This window comes from Streptomyces sp. NPDC001339, from assembly GCF_042895955.1.
Lineage (GTDB): Bacteria > Actinomycetota > Actinomycetes > Streptomycetales > Streptomycetaceae > Streptomyces.
In genome coordinates this window covers 239,943-260,997 of sequence record NZ_JBIAWT010000003.1, presented here as the reverse complement: position 1 = coordinate 260,997, position 21,055 = coordinate 239,943, and the positions used below count along the sequence as shown (strand labels likewise).

At 69.1% G+C, this 21,055-nt stretch carries 23 protein-coding genes; 9 read left to right on the top strand and 14 right to left on the bottom strand.

Features of this window, described 5'->3' with window-relative positions:
• Positions 1-25 precede the first annotated feature (25 nt).
• The gene (locus ACFY12_RS10195) at positions 26-1,915 is read right to left on the bottom strand and encodes a glycoside hydrolase family 15 protein (protein WP_390715318.1); all 1,890 of its coding nucleotides are present in this window, start codon (positions 1,913-1,915) and stop codon (positions 26-28) included.
• 223 nt (positions 1,916-2,138) lie between these two features.
• On the opposite strand from ACFY12_RS10195, the gene ACFY12_RS10190 reads away from it, so the two are divergent.
• On the top strand, positions 2,139-2,483 hold the full coding sequence (locus ACFY12_RS10190; RefSeq protein ID WP_390715317.1) for an MmcQ/YjbR family DNA-binding protein: 345 nt from the start codon (positions 2,139-2,141) through the stop codon (positions 2,481-2,483).
• Between the two features lie 120 nt (positions 2,484-2,603).
• Here the strand turns inward: ACFY12_RS10190 and ACFY12_RS10185 are convergent, their stop codons facing one another.
• The 5 genes from ACFY12_RS10185 to ACFY12_RS10165 all read right to left on the bottom strand — a co-directional run bounded on the left by ACFY12_RS10185 (position 2,604) and on the right by ACFY12_RS10165 (position 7,702).
• Positions 2,604-2,774: a hypothetical protein gene (locus ACFY12_RS10185; RefSeq protein WP_390715316.1), complete on the bottom strand. Its 171-nt coding sequence runs from the start codon at positions 2,772-2,774 to the stop codon at positions 2,604-2,606.
• A 514-nt stretch (positions 2,775-3,288) separates the two neighbouring features.
• Positions 3,289-4,224, bottom strand: a complete 936-nt coding sequence (gene hemC, locus ACFY12_RS10180) for a hydroxymethylbilane synthase (protein ID WP_390715315.1) — start codon at positions 4,222-4,224, stop codon at positions 3,289-3,291.
• Between the two features lie 248 nt (positions 4,225-4,472).
• Positions 4,473-5,180 carry a class F sortase gene (locus ACFY12_RS10175; protein ID WP_390715314.1) on the bottom strand — a complete coding sequence of 236 codons (708 nt, stop codon included), beginning with the start codon at positions 5,178-5,180 and terminating at the stop codon, positions 4,473-4,475.
• 126 nt (positions 5,181-5,306) lie between these two features.
• Positions 5,307-5,897, bottom strand: a complete 591-nt coding sequence (locus ACFY12_RS10170) for a hypothetical protein (protein ID WP_390715313.1) — start codon at positions 5,895-5,897, stop codon at positions 5,307-5,309.
• Between the two features lie 1,061 nt (positions 5,898-6,958).
• Positions 6,959-7,702: a Mut7-C RNAse domain-containing protein gene (locus ACFY12_RS10165; RefSeq protein ID WP_390715312.1), complete on the bottom strand. Its 744-nt coding sequence runs from the start codon at positions 7,700-7,702 to the stop codon at positions 6,959-6,961.
• Positions 7,703-8,040: 338 nt separating this feature from the next.
• Here ACFY12_RS10165 and ACFY12_RS10160 point away from each other — a divergent pair, with 338 nt between their 5' ends.
• Entirely contained in the window at positions 8,041-9,225 is a 1,185-nt protein-coding gene (locus ACFY12_RS10160) for a cytochrome P450 (RefSeq protein WP_390715311.1), read from the top strand.
• A gap of 96 nt (positions 9,226-9,321) precedes the next feature.
• Positions 9,322-10,020, top strand: coding sequence for an aspartate/glutamate racemase family protein (locus tag ACFY12_RS10155; protein ID WP_390715697.1), 699 nt, complete (start codon positions 9,322-9,324; stop codon positions 10,018-10,020).
• A gap of 50 nt (positions 10,021-10,070) precedes the next feature.
• On the opposite strand, the gene ACFY12_RS10150 is transcribed toward ACFY12_RS10155, so the two are convergent.
• Positions 10,071-10,301 (bottom strand): DUF6296 family protein, encoded by a 231-nt coding sequence (locus tag ACFY12_RS10150; RefSeq protein ID WP_390715310.1) that lies wholly within the window; start codon positions 10,299-10,301, stop codon positions 10,071-10,073.
• A gap of 423 nt (positions 10,302-10,724) precedes the next feature.
• Between ACFY12_RS10150 and ACFY12_RS10145 the strand changes: the two genes are divergently transcribed.
• On the top strand, positions 10,725-11,105 hold the full coding sequence (locus ACFY12_RS10145) for a VOC family protein (RefSeq protein ID WP_390715309.1): 381 nt from the start codon (positions 10,725-10,727) through the stop codon (positions 11,103-11,105).
• Between the two features lie 46 nt (positions 11,106-11,151).
• Here ACFY12_RS10145 and pqqE read toward each other — a convergent pair whose 3' ends face one another.
• Genes pqqE through ACFY12_RS10120 form a run of 5 tightly spaced genes read right to left on the bottom strand, consistent with a single transcriptional unit; the run spans position 11,152 to position 14,424 of the window.
• Positions 11,152-12,273 (bottom strand): pyrroloquinoline quinone biosynthesis protein PqqE, encoded by a 1,122-nt coding sequence (gene pqqE, locus ACFY12_RS10140; RefSeq protein ID WP_390715308.1) that lies wholly within the window; start codon positions 12,271-12,273, stop codon positions 11,152-11,154.
• On the bottom strand, positions 12,261-12,518 hold the full coding sequence (gene pqqD, locus ACFY12_RS10135; protein WP_390715307.1) for a pyrroloquinoline quinone biosynthesis peptide chaperone PqqD: 258 nt from the start codon (positions 12,516-12,518) through the stop codon (positions 12,261-12,263). Before pqqD ends, pqqE begins: the two co-directional genes overlap by 13 nt.
• Positions 12,515-13,300: a pyrroloquinoline-quinone synthase PqqC gene (pqqC, locus tag ACFY12_RS10130; RefSeq protein ID WP_390715306.1), complete on the bottom strand. Its 786-nt coding sequence runs from the start codon at positions 13,298-13,300 to the stop codon at positions 12,515-12,517. The genes pqqD and pqqC overlap by 4 nt, the downstream gene beginning before the upstream one ends.
• Positions 13,301-13,319: 19 nt before the next feature.
• The gene (gene pqqB / locus ACFY12_RS10125) at positions 13,320-14,249 is read right to left on the bottom strand and encodes a pyrroloquinoline quinone biosynthesis protein PqqB (protein WP_390715305.1); all 930 of its coding nucleotides are present in this window, start codon (positions 14,247-14,249) and stop codon (positions 13,320-13,322) included.
• 13 nt (positions 14,250-14,262) lie between these two features.
• Positions 14,263-14,424, bottom strand: coding sequence for a pyrroloquinoline quinone precursor peptide PqqA (locus ACFY12_RS10120; RefSeq protein WP_390715696.1), 162 nt, complete (start codon positions 14,422-14,424; stop codon positions 14,263-14,265).
• A gap of 492 nt (positions 14,425-14,916) precedes the next feature.
• Between ACFY12_RS10120 and ACFY12_RS10115 the strand changes: the two genes are divergently transcribed.
• Both ACFY12_RS10115 and ACFY12_RS10110 read left to right on the top strand, forming a co-directional pair.
• Positions 14,917-15,714, top strand: a complete 798-nt coding sequence (locus ACFY12_RS10115; protein ID WP_390715304.1) for an alpha-ketoglutarate-dependent dioxygenase AlkB family protein — start codon at positions 14,917-14,919, stop codon at positions 15,712-15,714.
• On the top strand, positions 15,659-15,961 hold the full coding sequence (locus tag ACFY12_RS10110; RefSeq protein ID WP_390715303.1) for a DUF2277 domain-containing protein: 303 nt from the start codon (positions 15,659-15,661) through the stop codon (positions 15,959-15,961). Before ACFY12_RS10115 ends, ACFY12_RS10110 begins: the two co-directional genes overlap by 56 nt.
• Here ACFY12_RS10110 and ACFY12_RS10105 read toward each other — a convergent pair.
• Together ACFY12_RS10105 and ACFY12_RS10100 are read right to left on the bottom strand one after the other, a co-directional pair.
• Entirely contained in the window at positions 15,891-16,784 is an 894-nt protein-coding gene (locus ACFY12_RS10105) for an endonuclease/exonuclease/phosphatase family protein (protein ID WP_390715695.1), read from the bottom strand. The genes ACFY12_RS10110 and ACFY12_RS10105 overlap by 71 nt on opposite strands.
• A gap of 401 nt (positions 16,785-17,185) precedes the next feature.
• A complete protein-coding gene (locus ACFY12_RS10100) occupies positions 17,186-17,806 on the bottom strand; it encodes a flavin reductase family protein (protein ID WP_390715302.1) in 621 nt (206 codons plus the stop codon).
• A 195-nt stretch (positions 17,807-18,001) separates the two neighbouring features.
• Between ACFY12_RS10100 and ACFY12_RS10095 the strand changes: the two genes are divergently transcribed.
• From ACFY12_RS10095 to ACFY12_RS10085, 3 genes are all read left to right on the top strand, one after another.
• A complete protein-coding gene (locus ACFY12_RS10095) occupies positions 18,002-18,922 on the top strand; it encodes an aminoglycoside phosphotransferase family protein (protein WP_390715301.1) in 921 nt (306 codons plus the stop codon).
• A gap of 358 nt (positions 18,923-19,280) precedes the next feature.
• Complete coding sequence (locus ACFY12_RS10090) at positions 19,281-20,459, top strand: hypothetical protein (RefSeq protein WP_390715300.1); 1,179 nt, start codon at positions 19,281-19,283, stop codon at positions 20,457-20,459.
• A gap of 122 nt (positions 20,460-20,581) precedes the next feature.
• Positions 20,582-20,980, top strand: coding sequence for a hypothetical protein (locus ACFY12_RS10085; RefSeq protein WP_390715299.1), 399 nt, complete (start codon positions 20,582-20,584; stop codon positions 20,978-20,980).
• Positions 20,981-21,055: the final 75 nt, after the last annotated feature.

Below are 21,055 nucleotides of genomic sequence, written 5' to 3'. Positions count from 1 at the left end.
GGCACGGTCACCCCAGCCGGCACGGTCACCCCAGCGCCCGGTCCAGGTTGAATGCCGCGCTGATCAGGGCGAGATGGGTGAACGCCTGGGGGAAATTGCCCATCTGTTCGCCGGTGCGGCCGATTTCCTCGGCATAGAGCCCGAGGTGGTTGGCGTAGGTGAGCATCTTCTCGAAGGCCAGCCGGGCCTCGTCCACACGCCCCGCACGAGAAAGCGCCTCGACGTACCAGAAGGAGCAGATCGAGAACGTACCCTCCTCGCCGCGCAGCCCGTCCGGGCTGCGGCTCGGGTCGTAGCGGTAGACCAGGGAATCGGACACCAGGTCCGCGCCCAAGGCATCAAGGGTGGAAAGCCATTTCGGATCCGTGGGCGAGATGAATTTGGCCAGCGGCATCATCAGGACGGCCGCGTCGAGGACATCATCGCCTTCGTGCTGGACGAACGCCTTGCGCTCCGCGGACCAGCCGCGTTCCATGATCCGCCGGTAGATCGTGTCACGGGCCCGGCCCCAGCGGAGCATATCCGCGGGCAGGCCGCGGTGCCCGGCGATCCGCATCGCGCGCTCGATCGCAACCCAGCACATCAACTGCGAGTAGAGGAATTTCTGGGTCCTGCCGCGAGTTTCCCAGATTCCTTCATCCGGCTGATCCCAGTTGTCGCAGACCCAGTCGACCAGACCGACGATGGTGTCCCATTCGTCGCTGGACAGCGGCTCCCCCCATTTGTCGTAGAGGTAGAGCGAGTCGATGAGGGCCCCATAGATATCCAGTTGGAGCTGATGGACGGCGTTGTTGCCGATACGTACGGGTGCCGAGCCCAGATGGCCTTCCAGGTGGGACAGCTCGCTTTCGGGCAGTTCGCTGCGGCCGTCGATCCGGTACATGATCTGCAACGGGCTGCCGGTTCCGGAACCGGCCCCGGCCCCAGCCCCGGATCCGGCGCCGGCCCCACACGCGGCCCCGCAGTCCCGGCAGATGACACCGGAGAGGAAATGCACAAAAGCCTTGGCCTCGTCGGTGAATCCCAGTCTGAGCAGAGCGTAGATACAGAACGCGGCGTCCCTCACCCACACATAGCGGTAGTCCCAGTTGCGCTCGCCACCGATCTGTTCGGGCAGGCTGGTGGTCGGCGCGGCCACAATGGCGCCCGTCGGTGCGTAGGTGAGGAGTTTGAGAGTCAGTGCGGAGCGGTGCACCATCTCCCGCCAGCGCCCCCGGTAACGGGACTGCGACAGCCAGCCGCGCCAGTACCTCACCGTGGCGCTGAACTGCTCCTCCGCCTCCCGCACCGCGCAGACCCGCGGCTCCACCCCCTCGCCGATCCGGTCGAGCGCGAAAACCGCCGACTCGCCCTCGTGCAGTTTGAAGGACGACCAGGCGTCCGGGCCGTCGATCTCGACCGGAACGCTGGAGGTCAGCGCCAGCGAGAGCTCCGCCGACTCGAAGACGGTGTGACCCTGCCGGCATCGCACGGTGTGCGCCTGCCGGCCGTAGTCGAACCGGGGCGCCACCCGGGCGGTGAAGGGCAGCGCCCCGCGGACACACAGCACCCGGCGGATCAGCCGGTGGCGGTCCGCCTCGCGCGAGTCGCCGACGATCGGCATGAAGTCCTGGACCTCGCCGACACCGTGGTCCGCGAAGAACCTGGTGATCAGGATGTTGGTGTCGGGGAAGTAGAACTGCTTCGTCCGGGCGGGCACGTCCGGGGCGAGCTCGAAGGCCCCACCACGTTCGGCGTCCAGGATCGCGGCGAAGACGCTGGGCCTGTCGAAGCGTGTGCAGCAGTACCAGTCGATGGTGCCGTTCGTCCCGACGAGGGCGGCCGTACGCATATCGCCGATCAGGCCGTGCTCGGCGATCGGCGGGTAGCGGGGCGCATCCGCCTTGCAGGGGCGGGGGCTCTCGCACGAGGTCATCTACCGACCTCCCCGGCCTGGGCAGGGGCAACGGCTTCAGGTTACCTCCGGGGGGTTCCGGGCGCCGCACGACATCGTTCACGACGCCGTTCACGACACTGTTCACGGCGCCGCTCGCTGCGCCGCCCACGAGGCCGTTCGTCCGAGCCGAAGCCCCTGCCGCATGTCTCCGCGCGCGTCCTCATGCTCTTCGCGTGTGTCCTCATGTGCCTAAAGTGGTGGCGTGATCGATTCCGCTGATGTCCGCCGTATCGCCCTCTCCCTGCCGGAAACAGTGGAGAAGATCGCTTGGGAGATGCCCACCTTCCGGGTCGCCGGGAAGATGTTCCTCACGATCCCCGACGATGAGACGTCTTTCGCCGTGCGGTGCCCGATCCACGAGCGGCGGGAACTGATCGCGGCGGAGCCGAAGAAATTCTGGGTGCCTCCGCACGAGGCCGGCTCGGCGTGGGTGCGGGTTCGGCTCGCCGAACTGGAGGACATGGACGAGCTGCGGGACATCCTCGTGGACTCGTGGAAGCAAGCGGCTCCACCGCGACTGCTGGACGTTTTCCCCACGGCAGGCTGACGGAATTCCGCGGGGACGGATGGTTCCCACGACGGGCCGGCTGACGGGATGACGAGTGGCGGCTGACCGGCGACGGGCGAAGGGCGCAAACCTTCTCACGGAGCCCCGGGCCGATGCCCCTCAGTCGCGCGGGCGGCGCAGATCACTCCAGTCCAGGGCCTGGGACACCTTCTGCTGCGAATGCTCGGCGACCTCGCGGACTTCGGCGAGGACATCGCCGTGTTTCTCGACCATTTCTTCATAAATCGGCGTGCGGCTGGAAGTCTGTGCTGTGATGGCGGTGGTGTTCATCTCGGTGTCCGATTTCCATTCCCGTGTGTGTTGTTGGCTGCGGCTCAGCAGGTCTCGCCGCCCCGGGAAGAAGGAGCACCACCACTTCAGGTGTGAGCTGAACTCCTGGTGCGCTAAGGGAGGTTGTCCCCGCTCATGCGCCGCTCCCCCGTGCGGCGCCGACATCCTGTCATGCGTGCGGCGGGCACGCAAAGATCAGTCCGGAGCCTGAGACCGTTGAATATCGGGATTCCGAGACCGTTGATTCCCGTTCATGACCGAACGCACGGTTTGGCTGTGGTGGATCACACGCGGTGGATCACACCCCGTGGATCACGCCCGGGTGGACCACGCCCGCCGGGCGGTGCGCTCGGTGGGTGCCGTGGTCCGCTTCGGCCGAGCCTCCCTGCCGGATTCAGCCCCCCCCGAGACCGCCCGTCCGATCCGCCCCCGCGACCGCCTGTCCGATCCATCCGATCCGTCCGCCGATCCGCCCATCCGATCCGTCCGGCCTCCCGCCCCGGCGATGCAGCCGTCAGTGCGCGATGCTGTCGATCAGCTCGCGCGCGCCCTGGCGGAGCAGGGCGACCGCCACCGACGTACCGAGCGTCTCCGGAGTGAGCGGCCCGGCCCATTCGTGCGCGTTGAGAACGGTCTTGCCGTCCGGGGTGAACACACAGGCGCGCAGGGAGAGTTCGCCGCGCCGGTCGGTCTTCGCGTAGCCGGCGATCGGGCTGTTGCAGTGGCCCTGCAGGACGTGCAGCAGCATGCGCTCGGCGGTGGTCTCCTGGTACGTCCGGGGGTGCCCCAGGCCACTGACCGCATCGATGGTGTCGGAGTCGCCCTCACGGCACTGGAGCGCCAGCACGCCGGCACCGATGGGCGGGCACATCTCGTCCACGGACAGGATCTGGCTGATCACATCCGTCCGGCCGATGCGCTCAAGGCCGGAGACCGCCAGCAGCAGTGCGTCCGCTTCGCCAGCCGCGAGCTTCTCCATGCGGCGGTTGGCGTTACCGCGCATCGGTACGCACTGCAGATGCGGGTGGGAGCCGGCGAGTTGGGCGATCCGGCGGACCGACGACGTGCCGATCCGGGTGCCCGCGGGGAGTTCGTCGAGGGTGAGCCCGCCCGGATGGATCAGGGCGTCGCGAACGTCATCGCGCTCCAGGAAGGCCGCGAAAGCCGTGCCGGCCGGCAACGGGCGGTCGCCCGGGATGTCCTTGACGCAGTGCACCGCGAGGTCCGCCTCACCGGCCAGGAGGGCCGCGTCCACCTCCTTGGTGAACGCCCCCTTCCCCTCGACCTGCGAGAGCGCACCCATCCAGCGGTCGCCGGTCGTCTTGACCGGGACGACCTCGGTGGCGATTCCGGGGTGGAGCACCCCGAGTTCGGTGCGGACGCGCTCCACTTGGGCCAGGGCCATGGGCGAGTCACGGGAGACGATACGGATCAGCTCTGGGGCGGACATGCGGCCACGATAGACCGTCAGTAGGCCGTCATTGGGCCGTCAGTTCCGCCCGGCGCTGTGCGCGGGGCGGCTTGCCCGGCTCTCCCCACCCGACACCCGGCCGTGGCGGTCCGCCGATGAGGCCGCCGCTTGGGCCGGGCCGGCCTTGGGGCCGACTCTTGGCCGGCTCTTGGGCCGACCGGGTGAGCCGGCGTGTAGCGGGCGGGCTCGGGCCGGACCCTACCCTCCCCGGCCCGCCCCGCCCCGGATCAGGCACGTCTGAACGATGCCAGGTGGGCGAACACCACTACGTTGTCCACGTAATCCCTGACCTTCCGGTCGTATGCGCCACCGCAGGTGATGATGCGGAGCTGCGCGGTCGGCGCATCGGCGTAGACCCGGTCATTGGGGAACTGCTTCTTGTTGAAGGTCTCGACGGAGTCCACCTTGAAGATCGCGACCGTACCGTCTTCACGGGAGATGTTGATCGTGCTGCCCGGCTTGATCGACTCGAGCTGCATGAACACCGCGGGTCCGGTCTTGGTGTCGACATGACCGGCGAGGATCGATGCTCCACGCTCCCCCGGGGAGGCGCCGTCCTTGAACCAGCCGACCAGGTTTCTGTCCGCCGCGGGCGGAGCGTCGAGCTGGCCGCTCGGGCCGAGGGACAGCGGGGTGAAGGGGGCGTCGACGGCGATCGCGGGAATCCTCAGCCGTCGCGGCGCGGAGCGGGCCATCTCCAGGCCCCGGACGGCCGCCGAGGAGGAACCGGTCGTCCTGGGACTCGCGGAGGCGGCGACGGCCGGACCGGACTGCGGCTTGGGATCCGCCGAAGTGTCCACGGAGTTGTAGACGAGGAGGGAGCCCAGCAGGAACGCTGCCGCGGACCACAACAGGCCGCGGCCGACGGGGCGGGGCGCCTGGGCGGTCCGGGACGGGTTCGTACTCGGCTGGGGCGGCGACTGCTGGGCAGTCATATGCGGAGGCCTTTCATGTAGGGGGCAGCGGCGAGGCGGGGAGGCCGTCGAACGCAATCGTCGCGGCCACCGTCCACGAGGAACGGTGGCCGCGACGGCGTAGCGACCTCCGTACGGGGCAGCCTCTTAGGCCGTCGCAGACCCAGAGGCGTTGCGGCGACGCAGCATGAAGGCACCGGCTCCCAGACCACCGAGCATCAGCACGGAGCCTGCCGCCAGGCTGCCGCCGGTCGCCATCCCACCGCCACCGGTGTGGATACCGCCGTGCGGACGGCGGTGGTGGTCGCGCCAGCCGCCGTGGTCGTGGTCCCGGCTGCCGTTGCCCCAGTCGTTGTCACGGCCGCCGCCACGCCCGTGGTCATCGTCGTCGTCCCAGTCGTTGACCACGACCTTGGCGAGGGCTCCACCACCGGTGTGGACGCCGCCGCTCGGCTTCCGGCAGCGGTCCCAGGAGCCGTGGCCGCTTCCGCTGTCATGGCCGCCACCCCAGCTGTGGCCGCTTCCGCTGTCGTGGCCGCCGCCCCAGCTGTGGCCGTTGCCGTTGTCATGGCCGCCGCCCCAGCTGCGGCTCTTGCAGTCGTCACGGTCGCGGTCACGGTCACGGTCCCGGTCACGGCCGTAGTCCCGCCCATGGTCATCGTCACGGTCGCGCTTGCCGTTCCGACCGTGGTCGTCGTCGCTGGAGGATGCACTCCCCTTCGAGGCAATGTCCTCCATGATCATGGCATTGGCGGCGGGTGCAGAGATTGCGAGGGCCGCTGTGATAGCGGCCGAAGCGAACAGTGTGCGAGCAGTGCGCATGGGGACATGTTCCTTTCGGCGCGACTGCGAAGGCTGACTCTTTGTCGGCACATCGGATCGCAGTAGCGACGTGATCACCGTCAGCCGAATCGCGGCCGCGCACCACTGGAAAACGTTGCGTTCGAGGTACCCCCTGGGCTCTTCGGGTGGCAGGAAGCGAAGAATTCACCCGTTGGATGGCGCGCGTCGTCGGCGTGTCACGCAACGAGTGGGCTAAGGGAGCTTCGGCGACGGACCGCACCGCTCCGTCCCGGGAGGACGCGGGCGGATCCCGGCTCAGGAAGGCGCCAGGAGCGCGTCGGGGATCGCCTCCGGGATGCCTGGTCGGGACCGCGTCCGGAAGCGTGGTCGGGAGAGCGTCCAGGAGCGTGGTCGGGGAAGCGTCCAGGAACACGGGCGTATCGCAAGAGCCTCCGCGGCACGCCTGATGGCGTCGCGCGGGGTCGAGGAGACTCGCTGCCACGGGCCGCCGCCACCGAGCCCGGCCTCCCGGCCCGACTCGCGGCACGCCGGCCTCGTCTCCACGCCCAACTCCCCTTCCTTCACGCCCCTTCACCGTTCCATTCCGATGCGGCTGCTGCGCGCATTCCCACAAAGGCCCTTCATTGCCCCACAGTTCGGAGGAAATCCAGCGACATGAAGGGAGAATTTCCTTGCAAGCACGAGAACTTGGGGCACACACATCCCCACTCACACGCCCGCGGGAATCCTCGTCCCCGCCGCGCGGCCACCGGCGCATCGCCGAACTCAGCCGACACTCCGCCGACACTCACTGTCCTGGCCACTCGCCATGGACGCCACTCTCGATCGCCCCGCTTCCTCACCCGGATCGGGGAATTCATACGGCCGAGCGGCCGAGCCCGCTGGCAGGTCGGCCCCCGGTGACGCCCGGGCTCCCGAGGACACCGCCCCGGGCTCCCGAAGACAGCAAGCACCCCGGGCCGCCGCTCCGCCCGTCGGTGCCGCTCCGGGTCGATTCAGCCGGCGCGGTACCGAAGCGCGAGCGCCTCCTCCACGATCGCTTCGAGCCGTGCGTGGTGTGCGCCGCGCCAGTACACCCTGCCGCATACGGTGCACTGCGCGAAGACGTCATACGTCCGCCGGGTCCCGTGCTGGAGGTGCTCCCGGACCGATTCCTTGTCGGCGTCCGCCAGCCGGCCGTTGCACGCCGTGCACCGCGTCCAGGGCGCGAGCGTGGGGGCGAAGCGCTCCAGTACGTCGCGGAGTTGGTCATCGGGCCGGTCGCTGTGGACAAAGGCGCCCGCCCAGATCTCCCGCCGGCGCAGCAGCCCCCGGTCCCGGGAGAGCAGCACCCGCCGCTCCTTCGCGGAGAGCGCGGCCAGTGCCGCGTCACCGGGGTCCTCGTTGGTGTACGCGGCATCGACGCCGAGCAGCCGCAGCCTGCGCGCCAGGGTGCCGAGATGGACGTCGAGCAAGAACCGCAGCGGCGCGCCGGGGACCCGCTGCGGGCGTTCGATGCCGCGCACCTCGATGTGCTCGCCGGCGCGCGGGATGTGGGAGACGGAGACCTCGCCGCCATCCACGACGAGCCTGCCGACCTCGGTGAGTGGAACGCCCAGCGACTCGACGACATGGCCGAGCGTCGAGGAACCGTCGGTCACCACGGGCGCGCGTGCGGTGACGTGCTCCGCCGCGACGAAAGAGTGCAGCTCAGGGGCGAAGCTGAAGTAGGTCTGGGGGCCTTTCACGCCACACAGCATGGCACCGGGCGGGCCGCTCCGGCCAGCAGATCCCGGTGACGGGCAGACGTTGCCTGCCGGGCACCGGCAGATGGACTGCGACGGGAGTACCTGGCTCGATGAAGATCCTCCGCTGGGCCGATGCCCACGCCCATGGCCGGCACGTACGGTTCGAAGCGAAGCCGGGCAGCGGACCTCCGCGAACCGGACAACAGGCTTCTGGGCTTCTGGGCTCCCGGACTTCCGGGCTTTCAAACTTCCGGACTTCCGGGCATTCGGACTTTCGGGCATTCGGACTTTCGGGCGTCCACGGGTCTGGCAACGGGATTCCATGAATTCGCCGAGGGGGCGGGCAACGCATGCCGGAGATCGTCGATCTGGGTGCCTACGGTGAGGACTTCACCGCAGACCCGTACACGTACTACGCCAAGCTGCGCGCCCAGGGGCCGGTGCACCATATACGCACCCCCGAGGGGCAGGAGGGCTGGCTGATCGTCGGCCACGACGCGGTACGGGCCGCCCTCACCGACCCCCGCCTCAGCAAGGACTGGCGCGGTGCCGGTCTGCTGGACGACAGCCATATGGCGCTGCTCATGCACATGCTCGACGCGGACCCACCCGAGCACACCCGGCTGCGGAAGCTGGTCGCGAAGGAGTTCACACCCCGTCGCGTGGAAGCACTGCGGCCGCGGGTGCGGCAGATCACCGACGACCTGCTCGACGCGATGCTCGCCGCCCCCGGCCGACGGGCCGACCTGGTGGAGTCGCTCGCCTTCCCCTTACCGATGACCGTCATCTGCGAACTGATCGGCGTTCCCGCCATCGACCGGGAGGCCTTCCGCGGCTGGTCGAACGAGCTGGTCGCGCCGACCAGCGAAGAAGCGGCGCAGCAGGCTGCGGGGGCGATGGCGGAGTACCTCACCGCCCTGATCGACGCCACACGCGAGCAGCCCACCGACGGTCTGCTCAGCGCCCTGATCAGGACCAGCGACGAGGACGGCGACCAGCTCTCCCGCGAGGAGGTGCTCGGCACGGCGTTCCTGCTGCTGGTCGCGGGCCACGAGACCACCGTCGGTCTGCTCTCCAACGGTGTGCGCGCCCTGCTCCAGCACCCGGCCCAACTGGCGGCCCTGCGAGCCGATTACTCCCTCATGGACAACGCCGTGGAGGAGATGCTGCGGTACGACGGCCCGCTGGCGACGGCCACATGGCGTTTCAGCAGGGAGCCGATCGAGTTCGGCGGGGCGCTGATCCCGGCTCGTCAGCCGGTGCTGGTCGCTCTCGCTTCGGCGTCCCGGGACCGCGAACGCTTCGTCGCCACCGACGACTTCGACATCACCCGCGACGCCCGCGGGCACACCGCGTTCGGCCACGGTATCCACTTCTGCCTGGGCGCCCCGCTGGCCAGGCTGGAGGCGCGTATCGCTATCCGCTCCCTCTTGGAGCGCTGTCCGGACCTGGCCCTGGACGCCGACCCCGGCGCACTGAAGTGGCGGGCCGGCATGTTCGTCCGCGGGACGGAACAGCTGCCGGTGCTCTGGTAGCCGGCAGCGGCGTGACACGGCCCGGCCCGGCCGTGCCGTGCCAGGCCAGGAAATCCCTGGTGAGGGACAGTACCGATGTGCGAAAGTGACGCGATGATGCGAACGATCGGACTGCTCGGCGGCATGAGCTGGGAGTCCACTGCTGAGTACTACCGGCTGCTCAACGAGCTGACCCGGGAACGCCTGGGCGGCCTGCACTCGTCGAGATGCGTGCTCTACTCCGTGGACTTCGCGGAGATCGAGCGACTACAGGTCGAAGGACGCTGGGACGAGGCTGCCGAAGTGCTCGCCAACGCGGCCAAGGCCCTGGAGTCCGCCGGTGCGGACATGCTGCTGATCTGCACGAACACCATGCACAAAGTCGCCGACCAGGTGTCCGCCGCGGTCGGCATCCCGCTGCTGCACCTCGCCGATACCACCGCGGAAGCCGTACGCGCCAAGGGCCTGCGCCGTATCGGTCTGCTCGGCACCGCCTTCACCATGGAACAGGACTTCTACCGTGGCCGCCTGGCGAGCCACGGTCTGGACGTCCTGGTCCCGGACGCGGCCGGGCGGGGCACGGTCCACCAGGTGATCTACGACGAGCTCTGCCGCGGCATCGTCCGCGAGGAGTCCCGTGCGGCCTTCATGGCCGTCATCGGTGACCTGGTCGCCGCCGGGGCCGAGGGCATCGTACTGGGCTGTACGGAGATCGAGTTGCTCATCGGCCCCGAGCACAGTCCGGTACCGGTCTTCCCGACCACCCGACTGCACGCCGAGGCGGCTGTCCTGCGCGCTCTCGGCCACCCTGAGTAGCCACCCTGAGTAGCCGTACGAGCAAGCGGAGGCCAGCTCCGGCAGTCGGCTCAATGGGCGAGCGGCCGCGCCAGGACCGGCGTACGAGGCATTTGATGTCCGCCGCTGGCCAGCATGCGTACCTCGCCCCGGTCGCTGATCTCCGCCCGCACGATCCCCGACTCGTCCTCGTAGACCGGATACCCGCCCGCTCCCGCCTGCTCGGTACGGCGGACGATCACCACGTCGTCCTCCACGGCGAGAGCCTGAAATACCAGCTCATAGCGTTCCGGGTAATCCATCGGGGCCTCCCGATACGGCTCAGCGGGTGCTTCCGGCGCCGGCGTCGCTCCCCGCCGCCGCTCCGCGCGCACCGCCGCACCCAGGCACTTCCATCGTCGCCCACCCCCGCACACCGCGCCTCAGGAGCCGGAAAACGGCCGATTCCCCCAGCGGGGACCTCCGGGCACACCCCCGCCGGAGCCCCGTACGCCGGAGCGCCCGTACACCGGGGCCCTCTGACGGAGCCCCGCTCCCGTGCGCTGTCACAGGAGCGGGGCGGATCCGAGGAGCGCCAGCAGCTCGGATAGTGACGGGAACCACCGTACGGGCCACCACTGACAACAGCGGCCCGAACGGCACAGAGGAGCCGGACAGCAAGCCCCCAGGACCCCAGGACGGCAGGACGGCAGGACAGCAGGACGGCAGGCAGGCAGGCAGGAGAGATGGTGGCTCGGAAACCTCGGTTCTCGCTCGCGACAGTGGCCGTGGACTGTGCGGACGCCCACGCGCTCGCCGACTTCTACCGGAGACTGCTGGGATGGGAGGTGACGTGCAGCGAACCCGGCTGGGTACTGCTCCGGTGCCCGGAGGGCGGCACCGGACTCTCGTTCCAGTCCGAGCCGGGATACCGGCCGCCGGTGTGGCCGGAACGGCCAGAGGAACAGCAGAAGATGCTGCATCTGGACATCCGGGTGGATGACCTGGACGAAGCGGAGGCGTATGCGGTGGCGCTGGGCGCCGCCCGGGCCGCTTACCAGCCGCAGGACGACGTCCGGGTGCTGCTCGACCCGGCGATGCATCCCTTCTGCCTGTTCCTCCGTTAATGCCCGTTCCTCCGTTGATGGGCGATTCCGCTGAGGGGCGATTCCGCTAAAGGTCGGCTCCGCGCGGTCGGCCGAGGCCCGTGGTGGGCCGCTCCGCTGCGGCATCGGCCAGGTCGCGTACGAGGGCATGGTCGGGGGACAGCCGGCAGGCCGGGTCGGTGGCCGCGGCGTCGCCGATGAGCGCGAAGGCCTGGCAGCGGCAGCCGCCGAAGTCCTGCTCGCGCAGGTCACAGCTGCGACAGGGCTCGCGCATCCACGCCGTGCCCCGGTAGCGGGTGAAGGCAGGCGAGTGGTTCCAGATCCATGCCAGCGGGTGGTCGCGGACGTTGGAGGCGTTGAGGCCGGGAATCGAGGCGGCTGCCGGACAGGGCAGGGTCGTGCCATCGGGCGCGACGGTGAGGGAGACAGCGCCCCAGCCCCCCATACAGGGTTTGGCGTTGCCGTCGAAGTAATCGGGGACCACCCACACCAGCTCGGGCGTGCCGTCGAATCCCGCCCGCCGGCGCCGTACGGTCTGCCGCGCGCGATCGAGCTGCGCTCGGGAGGGCAGCAGCTCGGCCCGGTTGCGCAGTGCCCAGCCGTAGAACTGCGTGTTGGCGAGTTCGATGCGGTCCGCGCCCCAGCTCACTCCAAGATCGATCAGCGCGTCCAGCGCATCGAGGTTGTGGCGGTGCAGTACGACATTGACTCCGAGCGGCAGTCCGGCGGCACGGATCAGGCGCGCGGCCCGTTCCTTGCCGGCGAAGGAGCGGCTCCCGGCGATCCGATCGGACGTCGCCGCGTCGGCGTGCTGCACGGACAGCTGTACGCTGCGCAGTCCGGCGCCGACAAGCCGGTCCAGCCGCGCCCGGCCGAGTCCGGCACCGCTGGTGACGAGCTGGGTGTGGATCCCGGCGCGGTCGGCGGCCGCCACGATCGCTTCCAGGTCGGAGCGGAGCAGGGGTTCACCACCGGAGAGATGCGCGCTCACCACCCCGAGGTCCCCCGCCTGACGCAGCACACCCGCCCACTCCCCGGCCGTCAGCTCCGCTCCCCTGCTGACGAGCTGGACCGGATTGGAGCAGTACGGGCAGTGCAGCGGACAGCCGTGGGTGAGTTCGGCGAGCAGCGCCCAGGGCGGCTCCGGCCGCACCGCACTCCGCTCCGGCGGACCGGTCATCGCAGCCATCCCTCCTCCCGTATCCGCCCGAGGAATTCCGGCACCTCGGCCGCCACCGGGGCACCCGGGTACCGGCGGCTCAACTCGGCCACGATGTCCGGCACTTCACGCTCCCCGTCGCACAGCCGCAGCACGGCGCCCGCGCCCCCCTCCAGTACCACGACACGTTCGGGGAGGAGCAGCAGATCGGTGCCCCGTAGCCGGTCGTGGCGCAGATGCACGGCGGGAGCGAGCACCGGCCGCCAGCCCGTCATGGCCGCTTCTCCGCCATGGGGCGCTCCCCTACCTCGGGGCGGTCCCCCACCTCGGGGCACTCCCCTACCTCAGGGCGGTCCCCCACCTCGGGACGGTCCCCCGTCATGCGGCGCTCCCCCCGCTCGACCGCGTCGAGCAGCGACCACAGCACCTGGCACTTGAACGTCAGCGCGGCCACCGCCAGCTCCTGCTCCACTTCCGTACGTGCCCAGTCCAGGACCAGCGCCAGGGCCTCCTTGCTGTCCCGGCGCCCTTGGCTCTGCCTGCCGCGGAAGTAGCCGAGCCCCTCGGCGTCGATCCAGCCGTAGTGCTGCTCGAAGGCGTCGATCCGGGTGCGCATGATGTCCGGAGCGGAGAGCTCGGTGAGCGAGGCCGCGACCGCCTCCAGCGGTGAGCGCAACCGGCAGAAGTTGACGTAGCCGTCGACGGCGAGCCGTACGCCGGGCAGCACTCCGGCCTCGTCCATCAGCAGCGAACGGTCGAGCCCGGCGGCCTCACCGAGCCGGAGCCAGCGTTCGATGCCGCCCTCGCCGTCCTGCTGACCGTCGTGGTCCTGGATCCGCCGCAGCCACATCCGGCGCAGTTCCGGGGTGCGCAGCTTGGCCATGATCAGGGCGTCCTTGACGGGGATATGACGCTGGTAGTGGAAGCGGTTGCGGATCCACCGGCGCAACTCCTCCGGCGTCAACTCCCCCCTGTGCATACGGACGTTGAAGGGATGCCTGTCGTGATACCTGTCGCGCGCCACGGCCCGCAGCCGCTCCTCGAACGGTGTGCTCACGGGGCGGCCTCCGTCGTACTCACAGGACGATCTCCATGCCTTCCGCGGCCACCGCGAGCCCGAGCCCCGCCAGCTCCTTGTGCTGTGGCGCGGCGGGGTCGACGAGCGGGTTGGTGTTGTTGAGGTGGGTGTAGAGGCAGCGGGCGGCGAGCGGTGCCAGCCGGGTCGCGGTGCCGTCCGGGCCGTTGATCGGCAGATGCCCCATGCCGGTCGCGGTGCGGGCGGAGAAGCCACTGCGGCGCGGTTCCTCGTCGTCCCAGAAGGTGCCGTCGAGCAGAACGACGTCGGCCTCGGCCAACGCCTCGTGGAACGCGTCCGGCCAGGCGGCGAGCGCGGGGGCGTACAGCGCGGTGCCTCCCGTGCGCCGGTCGTGCAGGCGGAGCGCGACCACCCACGGCTCGGCTGCCCCGCGGCGCGATACCTCGCTGCCCGGTCCGGCGGCAGCGTACCCACCGGCGTACCGGGGCCGCTTCGCGGAGACCGGAACGGCGCTGATCTCGACATCGGATCCGCCGCTCAGCGGTACGGGAACAGAGCCCAACTCCCGCCATTCCAGGGAGGTATAGGGCGCCAGGAGACCGTCGAGGTGAGCCCGCTCGCACAGCGCCGCACGGACCGGCCCGGTGGCGAACACCTCGATCCGGTCGGACTCTCGGAGCCGTGCGATGCCGAGCGTGTGGTCGAGTTCGGCGTCGGTGAGGACGATGCCCGCCATGGGCGTACGGCGTGTGGCGGGGCTCGGGTGCAGGGCGGGGGTGTGCTCGATCTGGTCGGCGATATCGGGGGTGGCGTTGATCAGGTACCAGTGGTCGTCGTCGGCTCGTACGGCGAGCGAGGCGTGGCGGCGGCGCCGGTCGGGGTGGGCGCGTGCCCCGGAGCACCCGGGGCATGCGCAGTTCCACTGGGGCACTCCGCCACCCGCCGCGGTGCCGAGGACCTTCAGCAGCATGGCAGCAGCGCCGTCAGCGAACGTACAGCGCGTACGCGGTGACTTCGAGCGCGGTCTCGACGACCCTGTAGCCGGGCGTCTGCCAGGTGCCTCGCTCTTCGCCCTGGCCATGGACGTCATCGTCCGTACGGGAATTCGTGTGAGGGCTCGGGTGCGGATCCGTGGGGCAGTTCAAGGGAGGCTTCACGTGGGGGATCGTATGAGGATTCATGCCGTTTCCAGCCTTTCTTGGGAGGTAGAGGGCAGGGGCATGAGAGAGGAGATACGGAACATGGGCCGTGGTCTGGATCTTCACGGAAGATGTAGACCTTCAACGGACGATCTGGACCTTCAAGGGAACAACCGCACAGCGGCCATTGCCCATCGCCCACACTCCATCGCTATCGCCCACTCAATCGCCTACCCAGTCGCTTACTCACCGCTGCCGAGTCGCTTACTCACCGCTGTGCAGTCGCTTACTTACCGCTGTGCAGAATCCTCAGCCCCGCGGTCACGGTCAAGGGCGAAACGAAAAAATGGTCCGACCTATGGACGCCCCACACAGCCATCCGGACTTCCCACCACCCATCCGCCATCCCTCATATCTCCATCCCCCACATCCCCCACATCCCCCACATCCCCCACATCCCCCATCCGCCATCTCCCGACCCGTGGCACGCTGTAAGAGATGAGCATGCCACTCCCCGGATTCGAGAACCGTCCTCCCAGTCCTCCCACCCCTGCCGGCCGCCGGGAAGTCGCCCCCGGTGCCGTCCACGTCCCGGGCTGGCTCTCCCTGGAGCGGCAGCGCGAGCTGGTCACCGTCTGCCGTGGCTGGGCGCGCGGCCCGGCCCCGATCCGGCACACCAGGTTGCCGCGCGGCGGAGTGATGTCCGTCCAGACGGTATGCGTCGGCTGGCACTGGCAGCCGTACGCGTACACCCGTACCGCCGACGATGTGAACGGCGCCCGGGTCGCCGCGTTCCCTTCCTGGATGGTCGAGTTGGGCCGCCGCGCACTGGCCGACGCGTATCAGGACCCGACCGCCGGCGACGACTACACTCCGGACACCGCACTGATCAACTTCTACGACGGCCAGGCGAAGCTCGGCATGCACCAGGACAAGGAGGAGCGTTCCGGCGCTCCCGTGGTCTCGCTGAGCATCGGCGACACCTGCATCTTCCGCTTCGGCAACACCGAGACCCGGACCAAGCCCTACACCGATATCGAGCTGGCCTCCGGCGATCTCTTCATCTTCGGCGGCCCGTCCCGCTTCGCGTACCACGGGGTGCCCAAGGTCCTCCCCGGCACCGGCGACCCGGCCACCGGCCTGACCGCCGGCCGCCTCAACATCACCATGCGGGTAACGGGTCTCGACGACAAGCCCTGGCCAGGGCGCTTCTCCCCGCCCCCGGAGGCACACTGGACTCATGTGCCGCAGCATCAAGACGCTCCGCCCGCCCGTCACCCCCGAGGTCACCGATGACGACATCAAGGCCGCGGCCTTGCAGTACGTCCGCAAGGTCTCCGGGTTCCGCGCCCCGGCCGCCCACAATCGCGAGGTGTTCGATCACGCCGTGGCAGCCGTGACCGCCGCGACCCGGGAACTCCTCGACGGTCTTCAGGTACGCGGCTCGTCCGCCCCCGCCCACCCCGATGCGCTCACCATTCGACCTGAGCCTGCACAGGCAGGTGATCGCTCGGAAACTGTCCGTGCGCGGAGTACGTATTGATCTCAGCGCGTCGTGTACGCACCCCCGGCGAGGTGAGAATCCAGTCGACCCGGTCCCCGTCCCGCACCAGCGGCTCATATCCGTGATAGGTCGCGTACTGCGCGCTGCGCTCATCGGCCGTATCCCAGCTGTCCACGAGCGCCCCGCCATCGAGCATCGCCTCGTACACGGGATTCTTGTGCGCCGCCACATTGAAGTCCCCGGTGACGATCCGGGCCAACGCCGGGTCCATTCCCCGCAGCCGTTCGGTGATAAGAGCGGCCGACCGCTCCCGTGAATACTGATGCGCGTGGTCGAGATGGGTATTGAGCGCGTAGAACGAGATCCCCGTACGCAGATCCCGGAAGCGCACCCACGTCACCATCCGAATGTCGGTGTTTCCCCAGCTGGCCGACCCGATCAGATAGGGCGTGTCCGACAGCCAGAAGTGGTCGTACTCCGTCGGAGCAAGCCGCCGTACGTCGTAGAAAATCGCCGCGAACTCCTCCTTGCTCCCGCCGCCCCGCCCCGTCCCCACCCAGTCGTAATGCGGCCCGAGATCCTGCGCGATATCGCGCAGCTGCCCGTACAGCCCCTCCTGGGTCCCGAGCAGTTGTGGGGCCTCACGGCGCAGCAACGCCCGCATGACGGGCCTGCGCTCGGCCCAGGAATTCGGCCGGATATCCGAGGCATACCGCAGGTTGAAACTCATCACCCGCAGCATTCGGCCACTCTCAGCGGCGTGTGCGGTCCCCGCCCCATACGCCACCGACACCGTCGGCCCAGCCACCGCCGCGGCCGCCAGCGCCCGCAACGCGAATCGCCGACTCAACGCCCCCGTCACCGACCGCGAGAAGGTCAAGTCGCCAGAAATACCGCGAGGGATGTCGCCAGGAATCCGGTCCACCGCCGGCGCGAAAGCAGTCACAGCAACTCCGTAACTCCAGTCATCCGGCCGTCAGCCGACCACGCGGTTATGCGGTCAGGCGGTAGGGCGGTGAGCCGGGAAGTCGGACGTTCACTCATCCAGCACGGACAGCGCAATCACCGCACCAGATCCTCGAAGACCGCGGTAATCCGGAAGTGGCCTACACAGAAACGGACTTGAAACGTTCCCTGCACAACCCCTGCCACTCCCCCACTCCCCCACCACTTACCCCCGGCCACCCCTCTCCCGCCTCGCCCGCCCTGCCCGCCCCCTCACCCCACCTACCCGTCCTACCCGTCCTGCCTCTCCTACCTCCCCTACCTCTCGCCTGCCGGCCCCCGCCAGTCCGCATGCCGGATACGGGAGATCTCCCGTACGCCACCGACGGTGGCCCACTCTTCCTTCCCCAGCCGCGACAACGGCTTCAGCTTGGCGATATCGGGATGCCCGTCAACCAGCACATCCCGCGAAACCACCGCATGCACCACACGCCCGAACACGACCGTCGCATCCCCGATGCCGATCGTGGTGTGCACCTCGCACTCGAACGCAACCGGCGAGGCCGCCACCCGCGGCGGCTTGACCCGCAGACTGGGCTCGGAATCGATCCCGGCCGCCTCGAACTCACTCACTCCATACGGAAAATCGGTGCCCGTATCATTGATCTGCTCAAAGCATTCCTCGGGCGCAAAACTCACCACGAACTGCCCGGTCGCTTCGATGTTGCGCAGCGTGTCCTTGCGCCCTACGGAGCTGAACTGAACAACGGGCGGCGCGACACTGGCGATCGAGAAGAAAGAGTGCGGGGCGAGGTTCGCTGAATCGCTATGTGGGTCGTACGTCGAGATCCAGGCGATCGGCCGCGGCACCACCGTCGCGGTCAGCAGTTGATAGAACTCGTTGCGGGACATGGCAGCGGGGTCGAAGTCGATACGCATGGCGATCAGTATCCACACGGGCGGCCGCGAATTCTACAGCGGTTCCTCGGCACCACCCAGCCCTCGATTCCGGCGGACGCCCGCGGAGGACCACCGGGCGGCGGTGCCGCGGTGCCCCGCCCGGTCGCCCCTACGTCGCCGTCACCCAGAAAAGCGTTTGACGCCCGCTCGCAGCCGGCGATCGGATGGCACCCCATGAGCACAGGGCAGATGCACCCCGGCCAACACCTCATCGACGACGGCCTCGTACAACAGCTGATTTCCCGTCAGTTTCCGCAGTGGGCAGGGCTGAATGTGGAGCGGCTTCCGTCCGGCGGCACGGTCAACGCCATGTACCGGCTGGGCAACGCCATGGTCGTACGGCTGCCACTGGTGGAGGGCGGAGCCAAGGACGTATCGATGGAGCAGGAGTGGCTGCCCCGCCTCGCACCCTGGCTGCCCGTGGCCATCCCCGAGGTCCTCGCGACCGGTCAGGCCGCCGAGGGGTATCCGTGGCCGTGGTCGGTGTACCGGTGGCGGTCGGGGGAGAACCCGACGGCGGGGGCGCTGAGCGAGCCCGTGCTGCTGGCCAAGGACCTGGCCGGGTTCGTGGCGGCGATGCGGAGCATCACCCTGCCAGGGGCGCCGCAGGCGTACCGAGGCGGGCACGTCGCCTCGCTCGACGCATCGACCCGGGCGGCGATCGAGGAACTGCGCGGGATCCCGCAGGAGGGCGTCGACTGCGATGCCGCGGCCGCCATATGGGAGGACACCCTGCGCACCCCGGGCAGGGACGGACCACCGGTGTGGCTCCATGCCGATCTGATGCCGGGCAACCTGCTGGTGGACGGTGGCAGGCTGACCTCGGTGATCGACTTCGGGTGCACCGGGAGGGGCGATCCGGCCTGCGATCTGTTCCCGGCATGGAATCTGCTGCCGGCCGATGCAAGGGAGGCCTTCCGCGAGACGCTCGCCGTGGACGACGCGACCTGGAACCGCGGCCGGGGACGGACACTCTCACAGGCGCTCATCGCGCTGCCGTACTACCGGAAGACGAACCCGGCAATGGCCGACAACGCCCGGCACGTGATCCGGGCGGTACTGGGAGAGGATCACGGCGCTACAGACCCCAGTTGAGGGGTCGGGCAGATGCTCGGCCGGCGATGCACCGTGGCAAGGGTTGACCCTGCCGCAGGGGCAACCTCTCAGCATGGTTGGCATGACTACGAGAACCAGTGCGATCGAGGCCGCCGGAGTCCGCACGTCGTACGGCGAACACGAGGCAGCTGCCGGGGCCGGCCAGAGACCTGTTGAGCGCGTGGGCCCCACACGGGGTGCGGCGGCTGTCACCAGAAGGATGCCGTCCTTCTGATGACGCTCCAGGCCGGCGTCCTTCTCGATAGGCTGCCGGCGGGTGGGGCGGCGGGGCCCGCGGCCGTACCGGGGTATCGGCGTACCGGCATACCGGACAGCAAGCGTGTCGAAGGCGGTGGGGATGGCGGAGAGGCTGAGGCTCAGTGACGTCGAGCGCATTCCAACGGACCGGCTGGCAGAGCTGATCACCGAAAGTTTCGACACACTCGTCACCGTAGCCATCGCGGAAGCCACCAACGGATACATCCCACAACGTACCCGGCGCCTGTTGCGGAAGGCGGAGTGGCGACTGGACTGGCAGGACGCATTGCTCTGCGCCTGCGGAGAACTCCAGGTCGCCGTTGAACGGATGCGCTACACCGGTGACCCCCGCCTGGAGGCCACCGAGCACCGCCTTCGCCGCGTCCGCCACCGGCGGCACGAGGCCGGTATCCTCGTCAAGAAGTTACGCCGCAACGACTTCAACCGCAGCGCCGAGCGCAGGAGCGGCACCAACTCCCGCCTCACCGCCCAGGGCTGGCTGAGAGTCGCGTTCCCGGACGAGTACGCAGATCTGCTTCGGCAGGAGCGCGTCCGCCGGAATCTGGACGATGCCCCCGAGGAACCCTGCTTCAGCAATGTGCACGAGCACATCACGTACGCGTGTGCCTGCGGCCAGATCACCGCGCCCCGGACCCCGGAAGTCGAGGACCTCCTCGCCGCCAGCGGTATCGCCGTGAGACACGCTGCGGCCGACGACGCCAAGAACCAGGAAGAGCGCAACATGGCGCTGCGCCACCCTCTGCTGCTGGGGCGCTGGGAGAACGCCCTGCGGGAACTCGGGTACATGGTCGTGGAACAGGCTTGCGCAGCGACCCCTCACGGGTTGGGAACTCTCCCGGACGACTTCTACGCCCTTCCTCAGGAGCGGGCGATCTCGGTACTCAATGCCCGGCGCTTCCTTGCGGCCATCCAGCAGCGGCGCCTGGAGTACAAGCGATACGTGCGCCAGATCACCCAGGCGCTGCGCGAGCGGGAGCGCGAGAGTCCGTACGTGATCGCCAGTGCCGAAGCCAAAGCCACGGCCAGCCAGTTCCTCAGCGAAAGTCGCGCCGCCGAGTACGCCTATATCCGTGCCGAGCTGCGCCCTCACGAAGAGTACGACGGCTCTCTGCCCAGGTCGCTCGCCAACAGCCCGCAGCGCGCCGAGCTCAAGCGCCGAGTCCTGGCGGCCCTCGCAGAGGGCACATGGACGCGGTCGGCACCGCCGGAGCCGGCCGTGACACCGTTCAGCGGTCCCGACGGCGGCGACCTGCCGTGAGCCGGAGGGCCGTCACGGTGAATTCGGTGGTCGGACGGGGTGAATGCGCGGGACGGGCCGTTGCTCAGGCTTGGTGGAGACCGGGGCGCCCCGATAGCAAGACCGCGGTTACCATCCGCGAGGTGCAGGAGCACAGAGTGAAGAACATGGGACGCGTCAACTTCGTGATCGCAGGAGCGTGTGGCCTGCTCCTGGCCATCGGCGGGGCGTCCCCCGCCGCGGCCGGGGACGGCCCGTTCGACGAGTACGGCGCGGACGGTGTGTACAACAGCGACACCTACGCCGACTTCCGTGCCGTGCTGCACTGTGGACCCCGGGCCAAGGTCTGTGTCAACGGCCCGGTGAACAGCGGAAACCTCAAGTACGCACAGAACATCTGGCTCGCGGGCAACCCCACCGACAGCGGCAGCCCGAAGAACGACAACGGCAACACCAATGTCGACAGCGGCGGCACGACCGGCGCCGAGAACAAGACCAGCAACGACATCCAGCACTTCGGGCCGGGCTCGACGCACCTGTGAGGAGCCCTGCTTGTCGCGAGTGCTGTGGTCATGAACGCCACTTGAATGCCGCTTGAACGCCACTTGTCACGAGTG

Coding starts and splice junctions, on each gene's coding strand:
- ACFY12_RS10195 (WP_390715318.1), bottom strand. CDS start 1,915: ATGACCTCGTGCGAGAGCCCCCGCCCCTGCAAGGCGGATGCGCCCCGC.
- ACFY12_RS10185 (WP_390715316.1), bottom strand. CDS start 2,774: ATGAACACCACCGCCATCACAGCACAGACTTCCAGCCGCACGCCGATT.
- hemC (WP_390715315.1), bottom strand. CDS start 4,224: ATGTCCGCCCCAGAGCTGATCCGTATCGTCTCCCGTGACTCGCCCATG.
- ACFY12_RS10175 (WP_390715314.1), bottom strand. CDS start 5,180: ATGACTGCCCAGCAGTCGCCGCCCCAGCCGAGTACGAACCCGTCCCGG.
- ACFY12_RS10170 (WP_390715313.1), bottom strand. CDS start 5,897: ATGGAGGACATTGCCTCGAAGGGGAGTGCATCCTCCAGCGACGACGAC.
- ACFY12_RS10165 (WP_390715312.1), bottom strand. CDS start 7,702: ATGCTGTGTGGCGTGAAAGGCCCCCAGACCTACTTCAGCTTCGCCCCT.
- ACFY12_RS10160 (WP_390715311.1), top strand. CDS start 8,041: ATGCCGGAGATCGTCGATCTGGGTGCCTACGGTGAGGACTTCACCGCA.
- ACFY12_RS10155 (WP_390715697.1), top strand. CDS start 9,322: ATGCGAACGATCGGACTGCTCGGCGGCATGAGCTGGGAGTCCACTGCT.
- ACFY12_RS10150 (WP_390715310.1), bottom strand. CDS start 10,301: ATGGATTACCCGGAACGCTATGAGCTGGTATTTCAGGCTCTCGCCGTG.
- ACFY12_RS10145 (WP_390715309.1), top strand. CDS start 10,725: ATGGTGGCTCGGAAACCTCGGTTCTCGCTCGCGACAGTGGCCGTGGAC.
- pqqE (WP_390715308.1), bottom strand. CDS start 12,273: ATGGCTGCGATGACCGGTCCGCCGGAGCGGAGTGCGGTGCGGCCGGAG.
- pqqD (WP_390715307.1), bottom strand. CDS start 12,518: ATGACGGGCTGGCGGCCGGTGCTCGCTCCCGCCGTGCATCTGCGCCAC.
- pqqB (WP_390715305.1), bottom strand. CDS start 14,249: ATGCTGCTGAAGGTCCTCGGCACCGCGGCGGGTGGCGGAGTGCCCCAG.
- ACFY12_RS10115 (WP_390715304.1), top strand. CDS start 14,917: ATGAGCATGCCACTCCCCGGATTCGAGAACCGTCCTCCCAGTCCTCCC.
- ACFY12_RS10110 (WP_390715303.1), top strand. CDS start 15,659: ATGTGCCGCAGCATCAAGACGCTCCGCCCGCCCGTCACCCCCGAGGTC.
- ACFY12_RS10100 (WP_390715302.1), bottom strand. CDS start 17,806: ATGCGTATCGACTTCGACCCCGCTGCCATGTCCCGCAACGAGTTCTAT.
- ACFY12_RS10095 (WP_390715301.1), top strand. CDS start 18,002: ATGAGCACAGGGCAGATGCACCCCGGCCAACACCTCATCGACGACGGC.
- ACFY12_RS10090 (WP_390715300.1), top strand. CDS start 19,281: ATGGCGGAGAGGCTGAGGCTCAGTGACGTCGAGCGCATTCCAACGGAC.